Source organism: Stieleria mannarensis (genome assembly GCF_014154935.1).
Taxonomy (GTDB): Bacteria; Planctomycetota; Planctomycetia; order Pirellulales; family Pirellulaceae; genus Stieleria; species Stieleria mannarensis.
On sequence record NZ_JACEHH010000014.1, the window covers coordinates 51,161 to 70,740 of the forward strand.

The 19,580-nt window shown below is 59.7% G+C and carries 16 protein-coding genes; 10 read left to right on the top strand and 6 right to left on the bottom strand.

The annotated features are described in order from the left end of the window. Window positions 1-8: 8 nt before the first annotated feature. The 5 genes from H1B37_RS11425 to H1B37_RS11445 all read left to right on the top strand — a co-directional run bounded on the left by H1B37_RS11425 (window position 9) and on the right by H1B37_RS11445 (window position 5,962). Window positions 9-2,177 carry a hypothetical protein gene (locus tag H1B37_RS11425; RefSeq protein WP_182866790.1) on the top strand — a complete coding sequence of 723 codons (2,169 nt, stop codon included), beginning with the start codon at window positions 9-11 and terminating at the stop codon, window positions 2,175-2,177. Next, window positions 2,170-3,162, top strand: a complete 993-nt coding sequence (locus H1B37_RS11430) for a MotA/TolQ/ExbB proton channel family protein (RefSeq protein ID WP_353620819.1) — start codon at window positions 2,170-2,172, stop codon at window positions 3,160-3,162. The genes H1B37_RS11425 and H1B37_RS11430 overlap by 8 nt, the downstream gene beginning before the upstream one ends. A 6-nt stretch (window positions 3,163-3,168) precedes the next feature. Beyond that, complete coding sequence (locus H1B37_RS11435; protein ID WP_182866791.1) at window positions 3,169-4,092, top strand: hypothetical protein; 924 nt, start codon at window positions 3,169-3,171, stop codon at window positions 4,090-4,092. Beyond that, entirely contained in the window at window positions 4,089-4,982 is an 894-nt protein-coding gene (locus tag H1B37_RS11440) for a hypothetical protein (protein WP_182866792.1), read from the top strand. The genes H1B37_RS11435 and H1B37_RS11440 overlap by 4 nt, the downstream gene beginning before the upstream one ends. Before the next feature lie 461 nt (window positions 4,983-5,443). Next, entirely contained in the window at window positions 5,444-5,962 is a 519-nt protein-coding gene (locus tag H1B37_RS11445; protein ID WP_182866793.1) for a helix-turn-helix transcriptional regulator, read from the top strand. On the opposite strand, the gene H1B37_RS11450 is transcribed toward H1B37_RS11445, so the two are convergent. Next, on the bottom strand, window positions 5,954-6,916 hold the full coding sequence (locus tag H1B37_RS11450; protein WP_182866794.1) for a universal stress protein: 963 nt from the start codon (window positions 6,914-6,916) through the stop codon (window positions 5,954-5,956). The genes H1B37_RS11445 and H1B37_RS11450 overlap by 9 nt on opposite strands. Before the next feature lie 28 nt (window positions 6,917-6,944). Further along, window positions 6,945-7,838: a universal stress protein gene (locus tag H1B37_RS11455; RefSeq protein WP_182866795.1), complete on the bottom strand. Its 894-nt coding sequence runs from the start codon at window positions 7,836-7,838 to the stop codon at window positions 6,945-6,947. Between the two features lie 297 nt (window positions 7,839-8,135). Between H1B37_RS11455 and H1B37_RS11460 the strand changes: the two genes are divergently transcribed. After that, entirely contained in the window at window positions 8,136-8,711 is a 576-nt protein-coding gene (locus H1B37_RS11460; protein WP_182866796.1) for a hypothetical protein, read from the top strand. 1,169 nt (window positions 8,712-9,880) lie between these two features. Here the strand turns inward: H1B37_RS11460 and H1B37_RS11465 are convergent. Then, window positions 9,881-10,384 (bottom strand): hypothetical protein, encoded by a 504-nt coding sequence (locus H1B37_RS11465; protein ID WP_182866797.1) that lies wholly within the window; start codon window positions 10,382-10,384, stop codon window positions 9,881-9,883. A 13-nt stretch (window positions 10,385-10,397) separates the two neighbouring features. On the opposite strand from H1B37_RS11465, the gene H1B37_RS11470 reads away from it, so the two are divergent. Then, on the top strand, window positions 10,398-10,904 hold the full coding sequence (locus H1B37_RS11470) for a hypothetical protein (protein WP_182866798.1): 507 nt from the start codon (window positions 10,398-10,400) through the stop codon (window positions 10,902-10,904). Between the two features lie 210 nt (window positions 10,905-11,114). Next, window positions 11,115-12,260, top strand: coding sequence for a serine hydrolase domain-containing protein (locus H1B37_RS11475; protein ID WP_353620820.1), 1,146 nt, complete (start codon window positions 11,115-11,117; stop codon window positions 12,258-12,260). A 430-nt stretch (window positions 12,261-12,690) separates the two neighbouring features. Here H1B37_RS11475 and H1B37_RS11480 read toward each other — a convergent pair whose 3' ends face one another. The 3 genes from H1B37_RS11480 to pdxA all read right to left on the bottom strand — a co-directional run bounded on the left by H1B37_RS11480 (window position 12,691) and on the right by pdxA (window position 16,872). Then, complete coding sequence (locus tag H1B37_RS11480) at window positions 12,691-13,890, bottom strand: hypothetical protein (RefSeq protein ID WP_182866799.1); 1,200 nt, start codon at window positions 13,888-13,890, stop codon at window positions 12,691-12,693. 171 nt (window positions 13,891-14,061) lie between these two features. Then, window positions 14,062-15,705 carry a DUF6798 domain-containing protein gene (locus H1B37_RS11485; RefSeq protein ID WP_286177640.1) on the bottom strand — a complete coding sequence of 548 codons (1,644 nt, stop codon included), beginning with the start codon at window positions 15,703-15,705 and terminating at the stop codon, window positions 14,062-14,064. 123 nt (window positions 15,706-15,828) lie between these two features. After that, a complete protein-coding gene (pdxA, locus tag H1B37_RS11490; RefSeq protein ID WP_182866800.1) occupies window positions 15,829-16,872 on the bottom strand; it encodes a 4-hydroxythreonine-4-phosphate dehydrogenase PdxA in 1,044 nt (347 codons plus the stop codon). Between the two features lie 149 nt (window positions 16,873-17,021). Between pdxA and H1B37_RS11495 the strand changes: the two genes are divergently transcribed. Both H1B37_RS11495 and H1B37_RS11500 read left to right on the top strand, forming a co-directional pair. Further along, the gene (locus H1B37_RS11495; RefSeq protein ID WP_182866801.1) at window positions 17,022-18,740 is read left to right on the top strand and encodes a C25 family cysteine peptidase; all 1,719 of its coding nucleotides are present in this window, start codon (window positions 17,022-17,024) and stop codon (window positions 18,738-18,740) included. A gap of 234 nt (window positions 18,741-18,974) precedes the next feature. Then, on the top strand, window positions 18,975-19,532 hold the full coding sequence (locus tag H1B37_RS11500; RefSeq protein ID WP_182866802.1) for a hypothetical protein: 558 nt from the start codon (window positions 18,975-18,977) through the stop codon (window positions 19,530-19,532). The last annotated feature ends 48 nt before the right edge of the window (window positions 19,533-19,580 follow it).

Sequence of the window (19,580 nt, forward strand, 5' to 3'; positions counted from 1 at the left end):
GAATCCGCATGACTGGTGGAGGTCGTCGAGTTGTTTTCTATGCCTGTGGTGTCTCTTTGATTCAGCGAAACGTCGCCCCCGTGATTCACCGCTTGCAGCGTGCGCTGGAGACGGGGGCGCCGCGCGAGGAGGTCGCACAGGCCTTGGCCGCCGCGGAATCCGCAGCCGGATCTGCCACCGAGAAATCGTCCGATCCATCCACCGAGCCGCCCGGCGAAGGTTTGTCGCCGTTGTTGCGTTATCGTGCCGACGAGTACATCCGTGCCGAACGGATGCTGGAGCGTCGCCGGTTGATGTTCGCCGTCGCCTGTGTCGTCTGTGTGTTCGCCACCGTGGTCGGCGGGTTTGGCTTGGCCACGTTGGACCGGATGCGTGCGTTGGTCGATCACCAAGCCGAATTTGACAAACTGGTTGCGGCGGAACAATGGGACCAGGCCTCTGCCTTTTTGGATCAATTGGACGACTCCACGCGCGCCGAACCGGCATTCGTCCGAGGTCGCGAGATGGTCGACCAGGCGATCGCCCGCGAAGTCGAACGGAAGGCCGAGTTCAAACGATTGGCCGACCAGATGCGGACACTGCCGATTGCAGACATCGATCCAGATGAAGTCAAACGATTGAACTCATTGGCCCGCAGCGAGGAAGAGATCGCGTTCGCCAGTGAGATGCTGGCCAAAGCGGAAGAGCAACGACTGCAGCGCGAAGCCGCTCGGGCGAATGACCAGACACATGAATTTGAAACGCTGCAAGGAAAGGTCGACCGGTTCCTGCGTGTGGAGTCGGCGGAACTGACCGAGGAAGTACGTGCCGCGCGACGTTTCGAGCTGCAACAGGAATTAGGCCGATTCGCCGCCGCACATCAGCTGGGCAACCCGGAACTGAGTGAGGCGGCCAAGCAGGCGTCCAAAATGCTTGCCGCGTCCGCCCAGCAGGAACAACAACAGACCGATCGTGACAAACTGATCGACGCGATCACGCACGCCGTCGGAGATTCACATCGCTACACCGTTGCCATCGAACGGTTCGCCGACGCGTGGCCACGTGACCCGTTGGCGCAGCGGCTACAACAAGATGCCCCGGGGGCCAAGGCGATCGACACCACGCTGGCCTGGATCGATGTGCTGAATCATCCTGGTTACCGCCAACCACAACTGGCCGACAGCGCGATCGCCGCCGACTGGCTGGCGGCACTTCAGCAAGCGGAAACACTGGACCCGGACCATCCCTTGTCCGGCCTTGCGACCCGCTGGCGGACCACCTATGAAACGATCGCCCGCTGTGACGAAGTAATCCAGGAGCTGCGAGAAGCGTTTCGATCGCCGCTGCTGAATCGGATCTATGTCTATCCCGATCCCGGCGGTCAGGTGTTTTATTCCGAACAAGCACCGAATCGAAAATCACAGCGGGCGCACCTGATTCCGATCCTGGTTGATGCGACGCTTAAACGCGAAACGAAGAATTTTGGGCTGCGTTTTCGCGACGACGTGCTGCCCAAAGTCACGTTGTCCGGACACAGCCAATTTGCCACCAAGGTCGGCCCAAGTGTTTCCGATGTCACGGCGATCGATTTTACCCCGGTCGCCTATCGTCTGATCAACGAGCTGCGAAACTTTCAAAGCGACCCGGAATTTGATCCGATCTATCGTTTGATCTGGATGCGACGCGTTTTGGAAATCGCCGTCAAAGGAAGCGTGCCGATCAAGCTGGCGTTCGGCGACTGGCTTGAATCATTGCAAACGGCGCAGTTTGATTGGGACACCAATTGGCTGGACTCGGACCCGGAGGACGTGGACCGGCTTGTGCAACGGACTCAGGCCAAGCGATTGATCGAATCCGTCGACGACTGGGACAAACGGGTCGAACGCATGCTGACCGAATTCAAATCGTTTCGCCGCCCGCGCCCGCCCGCACCCCGATGGATTGGCTGGGTTTCAATGGACGGCGCGAAATACCAAGTCGTCTTGAACCAACCGGCCGTTGCGGATCCGTTGGTTGTGTTCTCGTTCGATGCAAAGACGGGGCAAACGAAACAAGTTGCCATCGGCCCGCCGCAATCGTCGATGGCTCGCAGAGTAACGGATCCGGCAGGGCAACAGTGCGGCGCGATGGTCTGTGTCCTCGCCCGCCCCGATTCCGAATCGCCCGACCCCCAACAAGGAACCGATCAAGGTGGATGAATCGCCGGTCACAAGCGATCGATTGGTCTGGATGCGTCGCGACATCGAACGTCGCTTCGGATTCTCCGGTGCACGCTACACGCGTGTGGGCAGTCTGCTACCCGCGATGATGGCGGCGGCGATGACCGTGGCGTTGTTCGGTTCCCTGATTGCGATCGGATCCAACCCGATCGTGGACATGTTCATTCGTCGCGGCTGGACCCCGCCGGTGATCGTTTTCTTTACCTTTTGGTCGCTTCTGATTCTGTGGTTCAAACGCGCCAAACTGCGCTTGCAGCAGAAGGCACTCGGTCTGGTCTTGATGCCCGACCAAATTGATTTCGTGTTGTCGGTCGACCGGGTCGCGGACGTCCTGCATCGCTTGTACCAGGTTTGTGACGATCCCAAACGGTTCGTCTTGCTGCATCGCATCGAAGTCGGATTGTCCAACGCCAGGAACTTGAGCCGCGTGGTCGACTTGGGCGAGATCCTGCGAACCCAATCCGAACACGACGAATCGGTGATGGAAACCAGTTTTAACCTGATTCGCGGGTTGGTGTGGGCGATCCCGATCCTGGGCTTCATCGGTACCGTGTCGGGGCTGTCGACCGCGATCGGTGGATTCGGACGTGTGCTCAGCCAGACCGAAGACCCGTCAAAGTTGATCGGTGCGTTGCAGGGGGTGACCGGCGGACTCGCGACCGCCTTCGAAACAACACTGCTGGCGCTGATGGCCGCGTTGCTGGTTCAAATGGCCATGACGTTTCAAAAGAAACAAGAAGAAGAATTTCTCGACGAATGCACCGAGTATTGCCAGCGTGAAGTGCTCAGCCGGATCGCGCATTCCGATTCCGACAGGGACGCCAAACGCGTGTCGACAAACACAGAAGCCGCGGCCGGTTCACATCAGACGACTGAACCGGAGTTCGCGGCGGTGCAAGTGATCCAGGAAGGCGATGTGGACGACGATGCGGTCGTCATCGATGACCCGATCGTGTTGGAGTGATGCAGCATGCGACGTCGCCGACGCGAACAAACCGTTAACCTGTTCGCCTTTCAAGACATCATCACCGGTGTCGCCGGCGTGATGTTGTTCATCCTGTTGTTATTGGTGGTGCAACTGAGTTTACGGCTGGCGACTCAGGCGGCCGAGATGCAAGCGGAACTGGCCCTTGAGCCGTCCGCCGCCCGATCGTCGATGACTCCACCGGCCGAACCAACCCAAGATCCTGCGATGAACCTGAAAGCGTTGCAGGAAGAATTGAAGCAGTTGCGGCGCGACAATCAGGCGTTGCTCGACGCCACCGAACGCGATTTGGATTCCGAAATTCAAGCCGCCCAATCGGAACTTGCCGAAATCGTGCGAAGCGCTGAAGCGGCCAAGGCACAGGCCGAACAACTGCAACAACAAGTCGCCGCGGGAGAGATGAGCGACCAGCGGAAGCAAATTCTGGAGCTCCGCGAGCGGCTCCGCGAGCGGCTCGATTCACTGAAGCAGGAACAAGTCCTGCATCGCAGCGGAAAACTGGTCGCATTCAAGACCACCGCGACGCCCTCGCGACCGATGTGGGTGGTCGATTTGCGAGACACGTACGCCGAGTTGTTTGATGTGCTCGATCCCAACGATGTGACGGCGGTGTCCTACGACCGCAAACAGCTGCCGATGCTGGTGGTGCGACAGATCCGCGACGTGTTGTCGGAAAAAACGAAAACGCGATCCGTCATTCTGGTCTTGCGTCCCTCCGTCGCCGGGGCTGGTGCCATGTTTCTGTCCGAGTTCCGCGACGCCGGTTTCCGCTTGGCCTTGGAATTGTTGGACGAGGATTCTCAGATCACCGCCCAGGCGAGCGTGCCAATCCGAGCGGACGTTCAGGAAGAGTCACAGGGAGAAACCCAGGGAGAAACCCAGGGAGAAACCCAGGGAGAATCGCTGTGAGTCGGCGACGAACCAACAGCAACGATGACGATTCGCTGGAGTTGTTGCTGGACACGGTGTCAAACGTTTTCGGCGGCGTGATGTTTTTGACGCTGTTGGCCGCGTTGTTGATCATCGCCCGCGGCACCGCCCCTGCCGAACCGGAGGACCCGACCGACCAACGCCCCCAACCGGTCAGCACGGCGTTGACCGATGCCAAGGTCCGCCAAACGATGGCGGCGATCCAGGCCCAGAAGACGATCATGCGGCGGTTGGATCCCCAAGGGGACGTGACGGCCATGGCCGACCGTCTGGAATCACTCCAACAGACCCTCTCACTGGCCCGACGCCACGCCGGCCGCACCGATCATCAACGGCAAGCCCAACAAAGAGCGCTCGAGGATCAATTGGCCGATCATTCCGAACTTGAACGGCAGATTGCCGAGGCGAGACAACAGATCGCCGAACAGGCGGCCAGTGTCAGCGCCGTTCGATCTCAGTCGGAACGGTCGGTGGAGTTTCGTCCCTTGAATCGAAGCATGACCGAAGAGGCGGTGGTGTTGCTGCGTTATGGACGTTGGTATCTGTTGCAGAACGCTCCCGATGCAGGTGTCAACCGCGACGATTTTTTCGTGCTCCAGCATAGCCGTTCGCTGACAAGGGTAACGCCCAAGCCGCACAAAGGATCAACGGTCGATGACGAATCGCTGTCGGAATTGGCGGTGCGTTTGCAGTCCGAATTTCAACCCGGCCGCTTTCATGTGTTGATCGCCGTGTGGGACGATTCGTTCTCCGAATTCAATCCCGTCAAAGACGCGGTCAAAGCGGCCGGCTACACCTACCGCACGCTCCCCTGCGACAGCAGCACCCGGTTGAGCAATCAGTACGCCGCCGAAGCGTATGTCCAATGAGTGAACGTACGTTGGTGTGTCGCCTTCAGGCGACTCCCTTGCTGCGAGGGACGACCGCCCGGAGGGCCGTCGTCCTCATCCCAAGAGCACGTCGGCACTCTTCTGACGGTCAAGCATCCTCCAAAGGGTCGGGCGACCTGAAACCCGCAATTTGGCGGTCAACCCCGTCGAATTCGGCCGCGCAAACGACACAACGACGACGACCGACACAGAAATTCCAGCCATCGAGGGTATCTCAGCAGAACCCTTCGTGGCGCGATGCCCCGATGGTGTAGATCCATTACATCGGGCCCTGCACGGCGTTCCGGTAAGACAGCGATGTGCTTCCCGGCGAGACTGCCCCGATCTCGCGTAGGAAACCCATTTCCGGTGGACGCAGGATCCCACCGAAGAAGGCGAAATGATAAGTGAGTTGGGCGCCCCAAAATATCGCAATACACGCAAAATGATGGCGATTCTTAATGTCTGATGTGATTCTGGACGGGATAAATGTCACGATCTGCGACTGGCGCGGCCATCTGGTTTGGCGGAGCGCTGACAAACCGTCGTGGAAACCCGGTGACCTGGTCTGGAAACATCTGGTCAGTGAATCGATGCACGATGCCAAACAAGCGTTTGCCAAAGTCGTCGCACTCGGCGAAGCCGCCACGTTGGAACTGGAGAACAAACGTGGGCATCACTTCCGCGTCTGGCTGTGGCCATTGGAACGGCCCGAGATCGCCGTCTGCATGCTCTCGGTCATGATCCCCAAAGAACTCAAGACGCTGACCGAGCGGGAACGCGAGATCCTGGGGCTGCTGGCGTTGGGCTATCCGACACGTGAAATCGCCGAGAAGCTGGATGTCAGCGCGAGCACGGTTCACACCCATTTACGACGGGCACGGCAAAAACTGTCGCTGCCCAGTGTCGAGTCGCTGACCGGTTTTGCCGCCCGATACTGCCACCCGGGTGCCGCCCCCACCCACTCCCTCTCATTTTGAAGCGTCCTCGGCGTTCGTTTCTGCACTCCCGCGTTCGGATTCATCGCTGGTGGTTCGGTGATGCCGGGAAATCCAAACGCTGCAGGGGGCATGACGCAACACATACTTCGTCGTGCTGCCGAGCAGAAAGTCATCCAGCAAACTGTGGCCGGAATCACCGACGACGACCAGATCGGAACCGCTCTTTTCGGCCAGGTCCGCGATCGCGTCGCCGACCCTCTGGTCATGCATGATGACCGAATGAGTCTTGGGAAGCACTTCATGAATCCGGTGCTTCATCTCATCCCCGCCCTGCTTCATCTCCTTGAAAATCTCCTCTTCGTTGGCGATCGCGGCCGTCGACAACCCGTTGCCCAGCAGGTAGTCATAGATCGGCGCGACGCTCAGCAATTCGACCTCCGTCTCGGCATCCCAGTCCAGTGCCGCGATCTCTTCGACCGCCTCGCGTGACGCGTGGGAACTGTCGTAGCCGATCAGGATTCGGTTGGCCCGATCCGGATCGCGATCGCGTTTGCCTTCATCGTCCTTGGGCGGGCGAACCACCAGCACCGAGCACTTGGCATGCGTGGCAATGCTGTCGCTCACACTGCCGATCAACAAGCGTCCCAGGAAGGAGTGCCCGCGGGCGCCGATCACGATCAGGTCACAATCCAGATCGGCGGCTTCGCCCAAGACGATCTTGACCGGATGCCCCGGACGACAGATCGTGTCGATGCGCGTGCAACGGTCCCGCAACTGCTTGGCCAGATCCGCCTGATGCGTTTCGGCACGGGCACGCTCCTGACGCAGCAGTTCCGGGAACCAATGCTGCGTCGACTCGGGGCTGGAACCATACGGATCACCGAGTGCGGTGATGATCGTCAAACTGATCGGCGCGGTGAATTTCAGCGATCGCAGAAACCCCGCCGCGGCATCGGCCTGCTGCGAACAATCGGTCGCGAGTAAAACTTTCATCGTCGCACGCTCCAGAAAAAAATTGTGATTAGGAATCCATGTTGCGGACCGCTCGATTCCGTGTGACCCAAACGCTGCAAGGGGCGTGTCGCAAGACGTACCGGGACGTGCTGCCGAGCAAAAAACGGTTCACCGCACTGCGCGGCGTTTCACCCACGATCAACAAATCGATGGCGTTGTCTTCGGCGAACGTGACGATGCTTTCCCCCACATGATCCCCTTTGACCAAATGCGTCTTCGCATGCGGCGCCACGTCGGCCAAACCGGCCTTTGCCTGGGCCAGCCCCTCTTGGTAATGCGACGAAATCTCAATGCCTTCGTCGGCAATCCGCTGGCCGATGAAATCCGACAGGTATGTCTCAACGGTCAGCAGATGGAAATCCGTTCCCGTCTTCCACGGGACCTCGGCGATTTCTTCCAACGCCGCCACCGCCGATTCGCTGCTCTCATAGGCCAAGCAGACTCGGATCGGACGCACCGTGTCATGGAGTCCCGTCGGCCGGACCACCAATGTGCTGCAAGGCGCGTGGGTTGCAACGTGATCGCTGACGCTGCCCAACAACAGACGCGTGATTTGTGAGTGGCCTTTTGCACCGACAACCACCAGATCCCGCTTCAGCGATTCGGCGACTTCGACCACCGATTCTCCGACCGGCCCTTCTCGCATCACGTGTTTGATCTTCACGTTCGCGCCGTCGAACATTTCCGCCACACGCCGAAACGTTTCGTTGGCAAACGCCTTGTCACGCTCAAACGCTTTTTCCAACAACTCCCCCGTCGCGTAACTGCTGTGAATGAACGGTCGCTGAACCACACTCAACACCGCCAGATCCAAACTGTCCGGATGCGGCAGGTGGGCCAGCAACTTCGCTGCTTCGATGGAGGGATTCGATCCGTCGACGGCAAGTAAAACATTGTGCATAGCAAGAATTCTCCAGGGTGGTGATGGACATCAAGTCAAGCAAATCAAGTGCCAGATGCCGCGGCCTGAATCAGATCGCAGCTCTCTTTCTGATTGCGGGATGTGGGCGCGCGTAATCGCCCACGGTGTGCTGATTGTCTCAAATGATAGTGTGCAACAGTGTGACACTGTGACGTCCCATCCGGACGGACCGGGATGAAGTGGATTTGCGTTCGGCTTTGGCCCTTCAGTTGCACTTTGGGTCAGGTTCCGGTCAGAGTGTCCGTTTCTTCATCGCGAATCGATCTCGGAGTGACCATGACTGACGATCCATCCACACCGACGCATGAAACCGCGCGGTACTTTGCCGAACTGGAAGCCCGAATCGTTCAGCGGCTGCACGCCGAAGCCGGCTCGGCGGAAGCACGTGCCGCGTTGGTTCGCAGCACCGGCGTCGAAGATCCCCGGTTGATCGACGAGCTTTGCAAATTGGGAATCACGGCCGACGAATTGATCTGCTTGCGATTCATTCCGTTGGTGTTGGTGGCCTGGGCGGAGGACAGCGCGGACGCCGAGGAGCGGGAGGCGATTCACGCCGAGGCAAAAAAGCTGGGGATCGGCGAAGATTCCACGGCCTGGCTGGTGCTGGAAACATGGTTGCAAAAGCGTCCGCCGGGTCTGGGGGTGGACGCCTGGAAACGTTACACCCGCGGGATCATGAAAAAGTTGACCCTCAACGCCGCCAATCGCCTGATCCACTTGACCGAGAAACAGATGATCGCCGTGGCCAAAGCCTCCGGCGAGGGGGCGGACCTGGGCAAGGTGTCCCACAAAGAGAGCCTGATGATCGACCGCTTGTTGACGATCATGCACGAACAAGCCGAACGACCGTAGGTTCGTTGATTGCGCAATCGACGTGAGTGGATTCGCAGTCGGCTGGAGTGATATCGAGGTCGGTCGGCGTCGTAAACAAAGTGGATGGATGTGTCCAGTCGCTGGTGTTGTTTGATGCGCAGACGGTGGCCCCATTTGCCCAGAAGTAACGGACCACGCAGCATGAGCCGAGCGTGATTGGGTCAGGAGCCTCTTGGGCAGTTTGGGAGGGACCTGAGTGGTCGGCCGCGTTCGCGCAGGGGCGACTTGAGGCGGTGTTGCCGGGCAAACGGGAGTCGTATCAATTGAGCCGGTTGATTCGGCCTCAACGCATGGTCGGCCCGGAGCGATCATTCGACAAGGACTTGCTGTTCGGGGTCATCCGAATGGATCGGCGGATTGGATTCACCCTGTTTGCCGAGGTGTAGGGAGGGGATGAATGTGCAGTGCTTCTGAATGTCCGTTTTCCCCACACCGCGGCAAGCTCGCTGTCCGATCACCTTGTCTTAGACGAGGAGCCTTCGCTCGAACGCATCGTTGCCATCACCTCTTTCAGCTCACAACGCGGGTTTCGCAGGTGACTGTCAGAATGATGAGCCGATCGCGCCGAACGAAGCACCTCACCGGTCACGCGAGTCAACTTGGATCTCCCCGACTCCTCTCACCAGACGTGACCGTGGCATTTCGTTGTTTCCGAAACCTCCCAAAGGAATTCAAGGATGAATCGTTCCCTGTGTTTTGTCGTTGCTGGATTGCTACTCAGTTCACAAGTCGGATGCCTACACCGCAGCACGCGGAATCGGTCGGCACACAGCCACTGCCATTGCGCGAATCAATATCGTTTGGCAAGCAACCGAATGACCCGATTGCCGACCCCTCCACCGCCAATCGATGCCGCCGTCGATCACCACGATCAGCAAGATCAGCAAGATCAGCACGATCAATCGGAGGTCAAAGTCCGCACGTTCGATTCCATTCTGGTGCCAACGGACCTCAGCACTCTCGTGCCAACGGACCGTAGCGTTCGGATCGCTGAACGGCTCCCGGATCCTGTGACGCTAGGCCGCTCGATCGACCTTCCGGTGATCAACGCGCCGAAGAACAAGCGTTAGACCAGAACGGGATCAAGCTGCCAGGCAACTGATACGGTCGTCTGATTCAACGACCTGATCGATGTGACGTGATGCGGTTCATTCCGACCGGGCCAGTTCCACCGTCCGCTCCCAACGCGACCGCAGCACATCCATTTGATCGCGACTCCAGCCCTGGCCGATCAGACTGGCCCCGTGCAATCCGGCGATCACCAACAGCGAAATCGGTACGGCGACCAGCGACCATGGCGGGTTGCCCATCGACCACTGCACGAACCCGAAGATCAACGCGGCGAAGAAGCAGCATGCGGCGACCATGTAAATGGCCATCACCATCGTCCAAATCTCAGGACGCGGCGAAAATCGACAAAACGCCTCGGTAGACGTCGGTTCGTCCATGCGGTTCAATTGGACGGACAGGTGGGGGGACCAAAACCGTTGGTCCGCCGATTCGATTCGGTAGTCGATCACCCAGCCGGCCGAAGCGGCGTGGGACGCGAGTTCGTCGGATTGGATCGCGCGTCGTAGGCGGCCCTTGGCTTCTTCACGTTCCCAGGGAAGCTGAACACGAAACGTCGGCTGCATCTGAATCTGATTCGTCATTCTCTCGCTCCTGATGGCAAAGCAAACCGAAGACCGTGAAGACCTACTCCGCGACGGCACCGCCATGACCGTGCGTGGCCGGTTGTCGGTGGGTGACGCCGAAGTCGTGATCGGATTCCGCTCGCGTGGTCAGTTGAGCCTGTACTGGAATCAAGATCCGGTGTTCCAATTTGATGAGTCGGGTCGACTGCGGCGAGTGTTTTTCGATGCCTGCCGTTTGAAAGCCCAAAACGGACGGCTGGTTCGATTGCGGCAACCGCGCCCATCGGAGGATCCGCCCGTCAGCCGTTTGCAATTGGTGACCGAGCCGGTTTCCGATGCCGACCAGGCGGCCATTCTACAGCGGCTCGCTGAAGCGTTGCAACAAATCGATGCGGTGTTGGAACAGGCGGAGAGCGGGGACGGCAGGATTGATTTGCGAATCGTCGGGACGTCCGCCGCTGACTTCGCCGGGCGTGTGCGGCAGTGGATTGAACAGTGGAAGGAGGCCGGGGGCGTGGCGGGGGATCCGTCGGCGTAAGGGGGCGGATGGAGAGGAGGCAGAATGATACGGGGCAGAATGATACGGGGCAGAATGATGGACGGGGGCAAGACGATGGGGGCAAAACGATAGAGGCGGAGAGAGAGCGGGATGATGGGAGGGCTGGATGATGGTGATGGGTGGGCGGTTGGACTAAATTGGTCGGCTTGACGTCGGATTGTTACTTTCCCCCTGCCCCATGGATGCCTTGTGATACGTCTTGATTACTGGCTGTTGTTTGTCTGCGTGTTGCTCGCGCCCTCGGTCGCCCCTGCCGACGACACGGCACCACCGCTGGAGCATCATGCTCAGATCACTCGGTGGATCGATGCCGCGATCAAGGACGGCGACCTTCCCGGTGCGGTGGTTTGTCTCGCCGATGGGAAACAGATTCGGTATCTCGAGACGTTCGGGAACCGTCAGGTCGAACCGGTCGAATTGCCGATGACGACCGACACCGTGTTTGACCTCGCGTCGATCACCAAACCGGTGGCGACGGCAACCTCCATCGCGTTATTGGCCCAGCGTGGCCAGATCGATCTGGACGCGCTGGTTTCCAAATACCTGCCCGAGTTTACCGGGCACCAAAAGGAAACGATCACCGTCAAACAGTGCCTGTTGCACGTCAGTGGTTTGACGCCGGACAATGCGTTGTCGGATTATCAAGACGGTGCGCAGACCGCGTGGCGGCGGATCTGTGACTTGAAACTGCGTTCGGACCCGGGAACGAAGTTCGCCTATAGCGACGTCGGGTTCATCGTGCTGGGTAAACTGGTCGAAGCGGTCAGCGGCAAGCCGTTGGACGTGTTTGCCAAGGAAGAAATCTTCCAGCCAATGGGGATGCACGAGACGATGTTCAACCCGCCGGAAGAACTGAAACCTCGCGCCGCACCGACCGAAAAGCAGGCCGACGGTTGGCTGAAAGGGGACGTGCACGATCCGCGGGCGTCTCGTCTGGGCGGTGTCGCCGGGCATGCGGGACTGTTTTCGACCGTAAAAGATTTGGTGCTCTATGGCCAGAATCTGTTGGCCGCGGCCAAGGGAAACTCGACCGTTATCGGGCAAGCGACCTTTCGGCGCATGACCGCGCCCCACAATGTCCCTCAAGAATCTCCCCGCGGAACACGGACCTTGGGCTGGGACCACCAATCACCGTATTCCAGCAACCGCGGCACGGCGTTGTCCGACCAGGCGTTCGGGCACGGCGGGTTCACCGGAACGGTGCTTTGGATTGACCCGGAAAAGGACCTGATCTTCATCTTCCTCAGCTCACGATTGCATCCCGACGGCAAAGGCAGCGTGAACCGCTTGGCCGGCAAGATCATCACGTTGCTTGCCGACACCACAAGCCTCTAGCAATGCCAGCCCGACGCGTGAGCGAGGGGCATCGGCACCAAGTTAAGGACTTCACCCTTCCTGCCAGCGAGGGGAGGGGCGGGTGGGTTAGGCGTCTGGGAGTCTAACGCCACTGCAATTGCGGACTCGTCTCGTAGCGGAAGCCGCCAAGGCTTTCGGCTCCCCCAGCGGCGTCGCCGCGTCAGTGCGAAACTCCTGGCGAGTTCCGCTACCCGAAACGAGCGTCAGTGCGAAACTCTTGGCGAGTTCCGCTACCCGAAACGAGCGCCAGTGCGAAACTCTTGGCGAGTTCCGCTACCCGAAACGAGCGCCAGTGCGAAACTCTTGGCGAGTTCCGCTACCCGAAACGAGTCGGCGGTAGACGTCTAGCCGGTCTTTGCGGTGATGAGGATAACCAGGGCTGGTGCTGTCCCACTTGGCAACCGCACGATCACTGCGATCCCGCCAGCCACTGTTGATAGACCGGTGAGGCGGCAAAGCTTTTAAAATCTTCGACCGTCGTCAGGTCGGTGAATTCATAGCCGTATTGATCACGGAGCGCCGTCAAATGATGCAGCGTCGATTGGTGATCGTCGCGGGCCAGGGAGACGGTCAAGGCGAAATCGTGAGCACCGGCAAGCTCCAATGCGTCGACGTCAACGGTCTCCAGCATCTCGGCCGCTTGTTCGGCCGCCCCGAACGTCGCCCGCACGCCGGCCACAAGCGTTGTCAGGTAGGGATCGCCGCCGGTCCATTTTTGGATCGAATCGTACGACTTCATCAACAACGCCTCGTCTTGGTTGATGCCCGCCGCGTCCAACGTGATCAGTCCCAAACAGGCATCGTTGGGAAACCGCTGGGAGTATTCATTGATCGCTTCGACATACGCGTCATAATCCCCTTCGGCCAGCGACATCACGCGAAACAGCATCGGCAACTTCATCTGTTTCGTCTTGGCGGGCAGCGCTTCGTAAATTTCTAACGCCCGCGGGTAGTTCCCCTGCTGGACCGCGGTCGACATCTCTTGTTGCTTGTTCAGGTTATCCATTTCGGTCTTCGCCGTTCCCGATAACCGGGCGAGCACCGAGTTCTGGCTTTGAATCACCGCGGCGACGTTGGTCCGCAGTGAATCGCCAAAGGACTCCCCCGTCATCGCGATAAACAGGTGATCGCCGACGACCTTGCCGTCCTTGCGTGTCAATTGAATGTCGTGGTAATTGGTACCGCCATCGCTGGTCAGCAATCGCATCACAACGTGCTGCGATTGACCTCGCTGAACCGTGTGGACCAAGCGGTACGATCCACTCTGTTGAATTCCCTGGTGGATCACGCCGACCAGATTTTTTACCGCTTGCGATGCGCCCTGATGAAACCCGGATCGAAAGCGGGGGTCCACATCGAATCCGACCAACGCGCGATCAAAAATCGCTTTCCAATCGATCATTTCTCGGGCCGTGGCGGCATCGTTTTGCTCAATCGCTTGCTGCCACCGCACGGCAAACTCATTCGCTTCATCGGTACTGACATCGGAAACCACCGAATCGTCGCCCGTCGTGATCTCCTCCAGTCGCGTCGGTTCGATTTCGGCGGGCGTTTGTGTCGTCGATTGATTGCATCCGACAAACAGGGCCAGCAACAACACGGTCGGCATGAACTGTAATGGACCTTTCGCGCACACGGCGAACTCCTAAAAGACTTGATCGATGGATTGCAATCGTCAGCGTGACCGGGCTCTGACGGGAACGTCATCGGTGACGGCACACAGCATACCCGATCGCGATCGCGCGGGAGGGGCGACGTCTAAAAATGGGCCGGCCGCCCGCTAGTCGTAGGGCAGTTCGTAGACGCTGTAGGTTTCGTTCTGCTGTCCGGCGGCCGGATAGACTTTGACAAGCGGCACGCGTTTGGTCGCGATGCGATTGTCAACGATCATGAAACGCACACCGTAACGTTCGCGGTACTCCCGCAGCCGCGAGTAACGGATCGGGACCCGCATCGAATTGAATGACACGACGCCCATCCGTTTGGGAAAGATGTCATCAAACCGCTTCTGCCATCGCAGCAACGACGTTGCGTCTTGGGGCACGTCTTTCCAATTGGCAACCTCGGCGCGCGACGAATACCATTTGAAGGTTTGTTGGTGTCGCGGCGTCAAAAAGATCTCTTCAGGGGGCATCGCGATGCGCACCCAATCACAGACCGCCACCCAGTCGCGGTGCGAGCGCTGCTGTTGTTCGGCATCGGCATCCAACGCAACGCCCAACAGACGGTGGCTGGTCGAAGGCGGGACGCCGATCCGGTTTCGCTGCGTCGCCGAATGAATGAACATGCCGGCGGCGGCCAGCAGCGTCACAGTCGCCAGGACGCGACCGACGCCGGCACGTCCGGCGGGTTGCGTTGTCACGACCAGCCGCATCAACCACAGTGCCAACACCAGGGGGACGATCGCATCGCTGAGCCGGAACCAATAGTAACGCAGCAGTTTGGCCGCCAGATCGGGCATCACCGCGGGCAGTGCGCCGACGATCAGTCCGCATCCGGCGATCATCAACGCTCCCGCACCGATCCAAATCACCCGCCGCTCGTTGGCTGTCGGTCGGCCACGCCACACCAACATCACCAACGCACCGGCCAACACCCCATGTCGAACGAACCAGTGAAGCGGAAAATCACCGGGCAGCAAATGATGCCGGATTCTCATGTAGCTGTAGATCTTGGCCGCCAGCACGCTCTCTTCCGCCGTCGCCCCCAGCGTTAATTGGATCGCCGGCAGCAAACCGAACAAGGCGAGCGCGCCGCCGATGAATAGCCCGACGCTGAAAAACCGTGCCGGTGGCTGATCGGGGCTGCGGAACCACTTTTCGGTCACGCCAAAGGCGATGGCCCCGGCGACCACCGCCCAGCCACCGGTCAACACATGAAACGCCGATGCCCCGCCGAACCAGATCCAGCCGCGCGACCAATTTCGACGGGCGATCTCCGCAATGCCCATCAACACCATCGCATAGGCCGGCACTTTGGCTTCAATCCCGCCGACCACCCATTCGCCGGCCAAGTTCCCGTGTTCGATCCCGACCAGCCACAGCGTCGCGACGCCCAGTGATGAAAACGCGGGCAACGACAGGCTGCGGCAACACCGGACCAAGCCGATCGCCAGCATCGACCAGCCGATCAAACGCCCGACCCATGCGGTCGCTTCCAGCGAGACGACTTGGGTCAGCGCACCGAACGTCCAGTAAAACGTCGTGTGAGCCTTTCCCGAGGACGCAAACAGATCCTGCGAGCAGAACGTGGGGTCCCAAAAGTTCTTTGCCTTGACCAAATAATGCGCTTCGTTGACCGCCGGCGGAGGGTCCGCGGCATAGACGAAAAACAACGCCAACAGCGCAATGATCTCCACCCCCGTGATCCAAACGGAACGGCGGTCGCGCGACGGCGATTCGCTGATCGATGTCTCTGCAGTCAACGGTTCCTACGATGCTTCAAATGTGGGATAGGCTTCCAGCCTGTCGGATTTTGATTGTGGGATAGGCTTCCAGCCTGTCAATTCAGCAATCACAACGAAGGTTAACGTCGCGAATCAACCGCACTACCGACACAACTCGATCGCGCGGTCGATCGCCGAACGCATGCTATTGGCACTGGCCGTCCCTTTCCAGGCGAGATCCATCGCCGTTCCGTGGTCGACGCTGGTGCGAACGATCGGCAACCCGAGGGTGATGTTGACTGCATCGTCGAACGAAAGTGCCTTCAGCGGAATCAGCCCCTGATCATGATACATGCAGATGTGCACGTCGGTTTGGTCACGCATCGCCGGTGTGAATGCGGTGTCGGGAGGAACGGGACCGACCAGATGCCAATCGCGGTTTTCCGCTTCGCATTCCTGCTCGATCAGGTCCATCGCCGGGCGGATCAAGTTTTCTTCTTCGCCATGGCTGAGCAATCCGTTTTCACCGGCGTGTGGATTCAACCCCAGTACGGTGATCCGTGGCGGTCGGCCGAATCGTTTCTCCATCGCCGATCCGCCCAACCGGATCGCACGCGCGATTTGGTCGACCGAGAGCGACGCGATCACATCGGCAAGCGGCACGTGGATGGTCGCCAGCACGGTCGAGCAGGCTTGGCCGGAAAGCATCATGCAAAAGTCCCTGGTCTGCGTCCGATCGGCCAACAATTCGGTGTGTCCCAAGTACCCCGTGCCGGCAGCGTGCCAGGCTTCTTTCTGAATCGGGCCGGTCACGATGGCGTCGAAGTTTCCCGATATCGTTTCGGCGATCGCCAAGTCGACCGCCGAAAATGAGGCTTGGCCGGTCGCGGCCGAGAACTTGCCGGGGGTGAAGGTGTCCAACGCGACGTCACCACAATCGATCAAACCCGCCGGCGGCTGATTTGGTCCCGCAGGCCGAGCGATCGTGGTCGTCGGGGGAATTGCCAGACCGAGCGATGCGGCGGCCTTGCGCAGGATCGCGGCCGGACCGACTAGAATGGGTTGGCAACGGCGGAGGACCGATTCGTCTGCCGCACAGACCAACGCTAATTCGGGTCCGACCCCGGCAGCGTCACCGACGGTGATCGCCAAGCGGGGTTTGTCGCGATAGGCCGGGGCGACATCGGAGGCTGGCGGGACAGACATTGGACTGGCGTTTTCCAGGTGAATCGGTTGAGATAGGGAATCGGCGAGCTCGTGGGATAGGCTTCCAGCCTGTCGTAGTCGAACCGCGCTGATTTGACAGGCTGGAAGCCTAGCCCACCCGCGTTTCGGAAGGAATGGCAGGACCCTTAATGCAACGAACCGTTCAATCAGCCGGCGCGATCATGACCGACATGAAGGTAGCGACACTCACCAGTGCGTGGAAGGCACGGGGACTGCGCTACCTGGCGATGATCATGCCCCCGGGCAGTTCTACCATGGCATTGCGTTTGTTCCTGTCAATTGTCGCCGCCTGCATGACGATCATCCCTGCCACGGCGGAGGAAAACGCCCCGGCCGTGAACGTTCCCCAACCGACGGCGTTGGTGGTTTGCCCGAGCGAGTTTCGCGCGACTCTTGGGGACTGGATCGACTATCGCCGCAAGCAAGGCATCGCGGTTCGCGTGATCGATTCCTCCGCCACGGCTGGTGAGCTGTCGACTGCGATTCGAAAAAATGCCCTCCCATCGGACCGATTCTTATTGCTGGTCGGCGACGCCCCGGTGATCGGTGCGGCGGCCGACACCCGCACGCAGGTGCCGATGCACTACTTGGCCACAACCGTCACCGCGAAATTCGGCAGCACGCCGACGATGGCGACCGATTATCCCTACAGCGACATCGATTCGGACGGGCGATCCGATCTGGCGGTCGGGCGATTGCCGGTCGATTCGGCGGACCAATTGCGTGACCTGATTCGGCGGATCAAAGCGTATGAAACCAGCCGCAATTTTTCGCTGTGGCGCGAGCGTGTTCAACTGGTCGGCGGAGTCGGCGGGTTCGGGATGCTGGCCGATTCTGCGATCGAATCGGTCACGCGGATGATGGTGACCGCCTCGTTGCCGATGTCCGTCCGCACCAGTGTCGCCTACGGCAGCCCCGGCCATCTGTTTTACCCCAGCAAACGATTCACCGAGTCGGTTTCCGAACGTTACACCCAGGGCTGTCGGTTCTGGGTTTACGCCGGTCACGGGATGGTCGATCGGCTGGACAGTGTCCCACGCGGTCCGACCGGCGTGCCGGTGCTGGATGGTGATACGATCAGCAATCTGAAATGTGATCCGGCCAACGCCCCGATCGCCGTGTTGCTGTGTTGTTTCACCGGGGCCATCGACGCGGGCGTTGACAGTTTTGCCGAACGTTTGCTGTTGCACGAATGTGGCCCGATTGCGGTGATCGCCGGAAATCGAGTGACAATGCCCTACGGCAACGCGTCTTTGACACTGGGGTTGATCGATTCCATTTACGGACAGGGCGCCGATGAAGCTCCGGCCGATCGCTTGGGGACCGCATGGTTGTCGTCGATCCGGCGGCTGGAATCCGAAGACGAATCGACCGAGAAAGGACAATTGCGGATGATGGTCGATGCCGTCGCAACCTTGGTCAGCCCGGCAGGGACGAAACTTGCCGATGAACGCAGCGAGCACGCGGCGCTGTACGGTTTGCTGGGTGACCCGATGTTGAAACTGCACCCACCGGCGGCGGTGAAAATCGAAACGGCGACGGGCTTTGATTTCGGTGCTCCGATCAAAGTCACCGTGACCAGTCCGATCGACGGTGAGTGCGTAGTGATGCTTGATCATCCGCTGGGGGAAACTCGCAAGACACAGCCCGGCCGGCCCAAACCGGATCCGAATGAAATCACGCTGGCCCGAGCGGCCGAACCCATTTCGGCCGGCCAGCCCAAGACGTTTGTCATCAATCTGGACGATCAACGCAGCGGGTTGATCGCGATTCGGGTGCACGTCGCCGGCACCGACACCTGGGCCGCCGGCGGCGGAAAAACGATCGTCCGCCCGGCGGGGCGCTAAATCCATGTCACCGTGGGGGTGACGTAGCTACGCTCGCCAGAGCGTGGAAAGCGTCGGGATCCACCTTCTGGCGAAGGTAGCTACGTTCGCACAGTCGCCGTCCTCTCCGAGGTCGGCTCCGGGCGAAGCTTCGCTTTTCGAGGCGCCGAGTTCGGAGAACACGGCGACTCTAACGACACACTGTCAGGCGGGATTTCGTAGAATGTTTCGACACCAATCTCATATGAATGCTCCATGAAAGTCATCTCGCTCAATTGCAATCACTGCGGCGCTCCGTTGGACGTTCCGGCGAAGGCTCGTTTCGCGACCTGCGGGTTCTGCCAGGCGAAGCTGGCGGTTGAACACGTCGGCAACAGCTACTCGACGTCGGTCTTGAACGAGCTGAAGGAAACGACTGAAAGAATCGCCCGCGACGTGGCGGAGATGAAATCCTCCAGCGAGATCAAGGATTTGGATGACCGCTGGCAGCGAGAGCGGTTGTCCCACATGGTGACCGGCAAACACGGCCAGCAGAGTCTGCCGACCAAGAGCGGAGCGGTTGTCGGTGGCATCATGATTGCCGCGTTCGGTCTGTTTTGGACGATCATGGCGACCGGCATCACCAGTGCGGGGGCCCGCGTCGGTGCGCCGGGCGTGGTTCGCATCTTTCCCCTGTTCGGTGTCCTGTTCATCGGTTTCGGCATCTTCATCGCCTTTCGGATCTACTCCCGCGCCGATGCCTATGAACAAGCCAACAAGAAGTATCTCGACCAGCGGAGGAAACTCGCGAGGGAACAGTCACGGCGTGATTGATGCACCGCGCGTCTCTCTATGGCGTTGATTGCGGAGCCAGCCAGATTT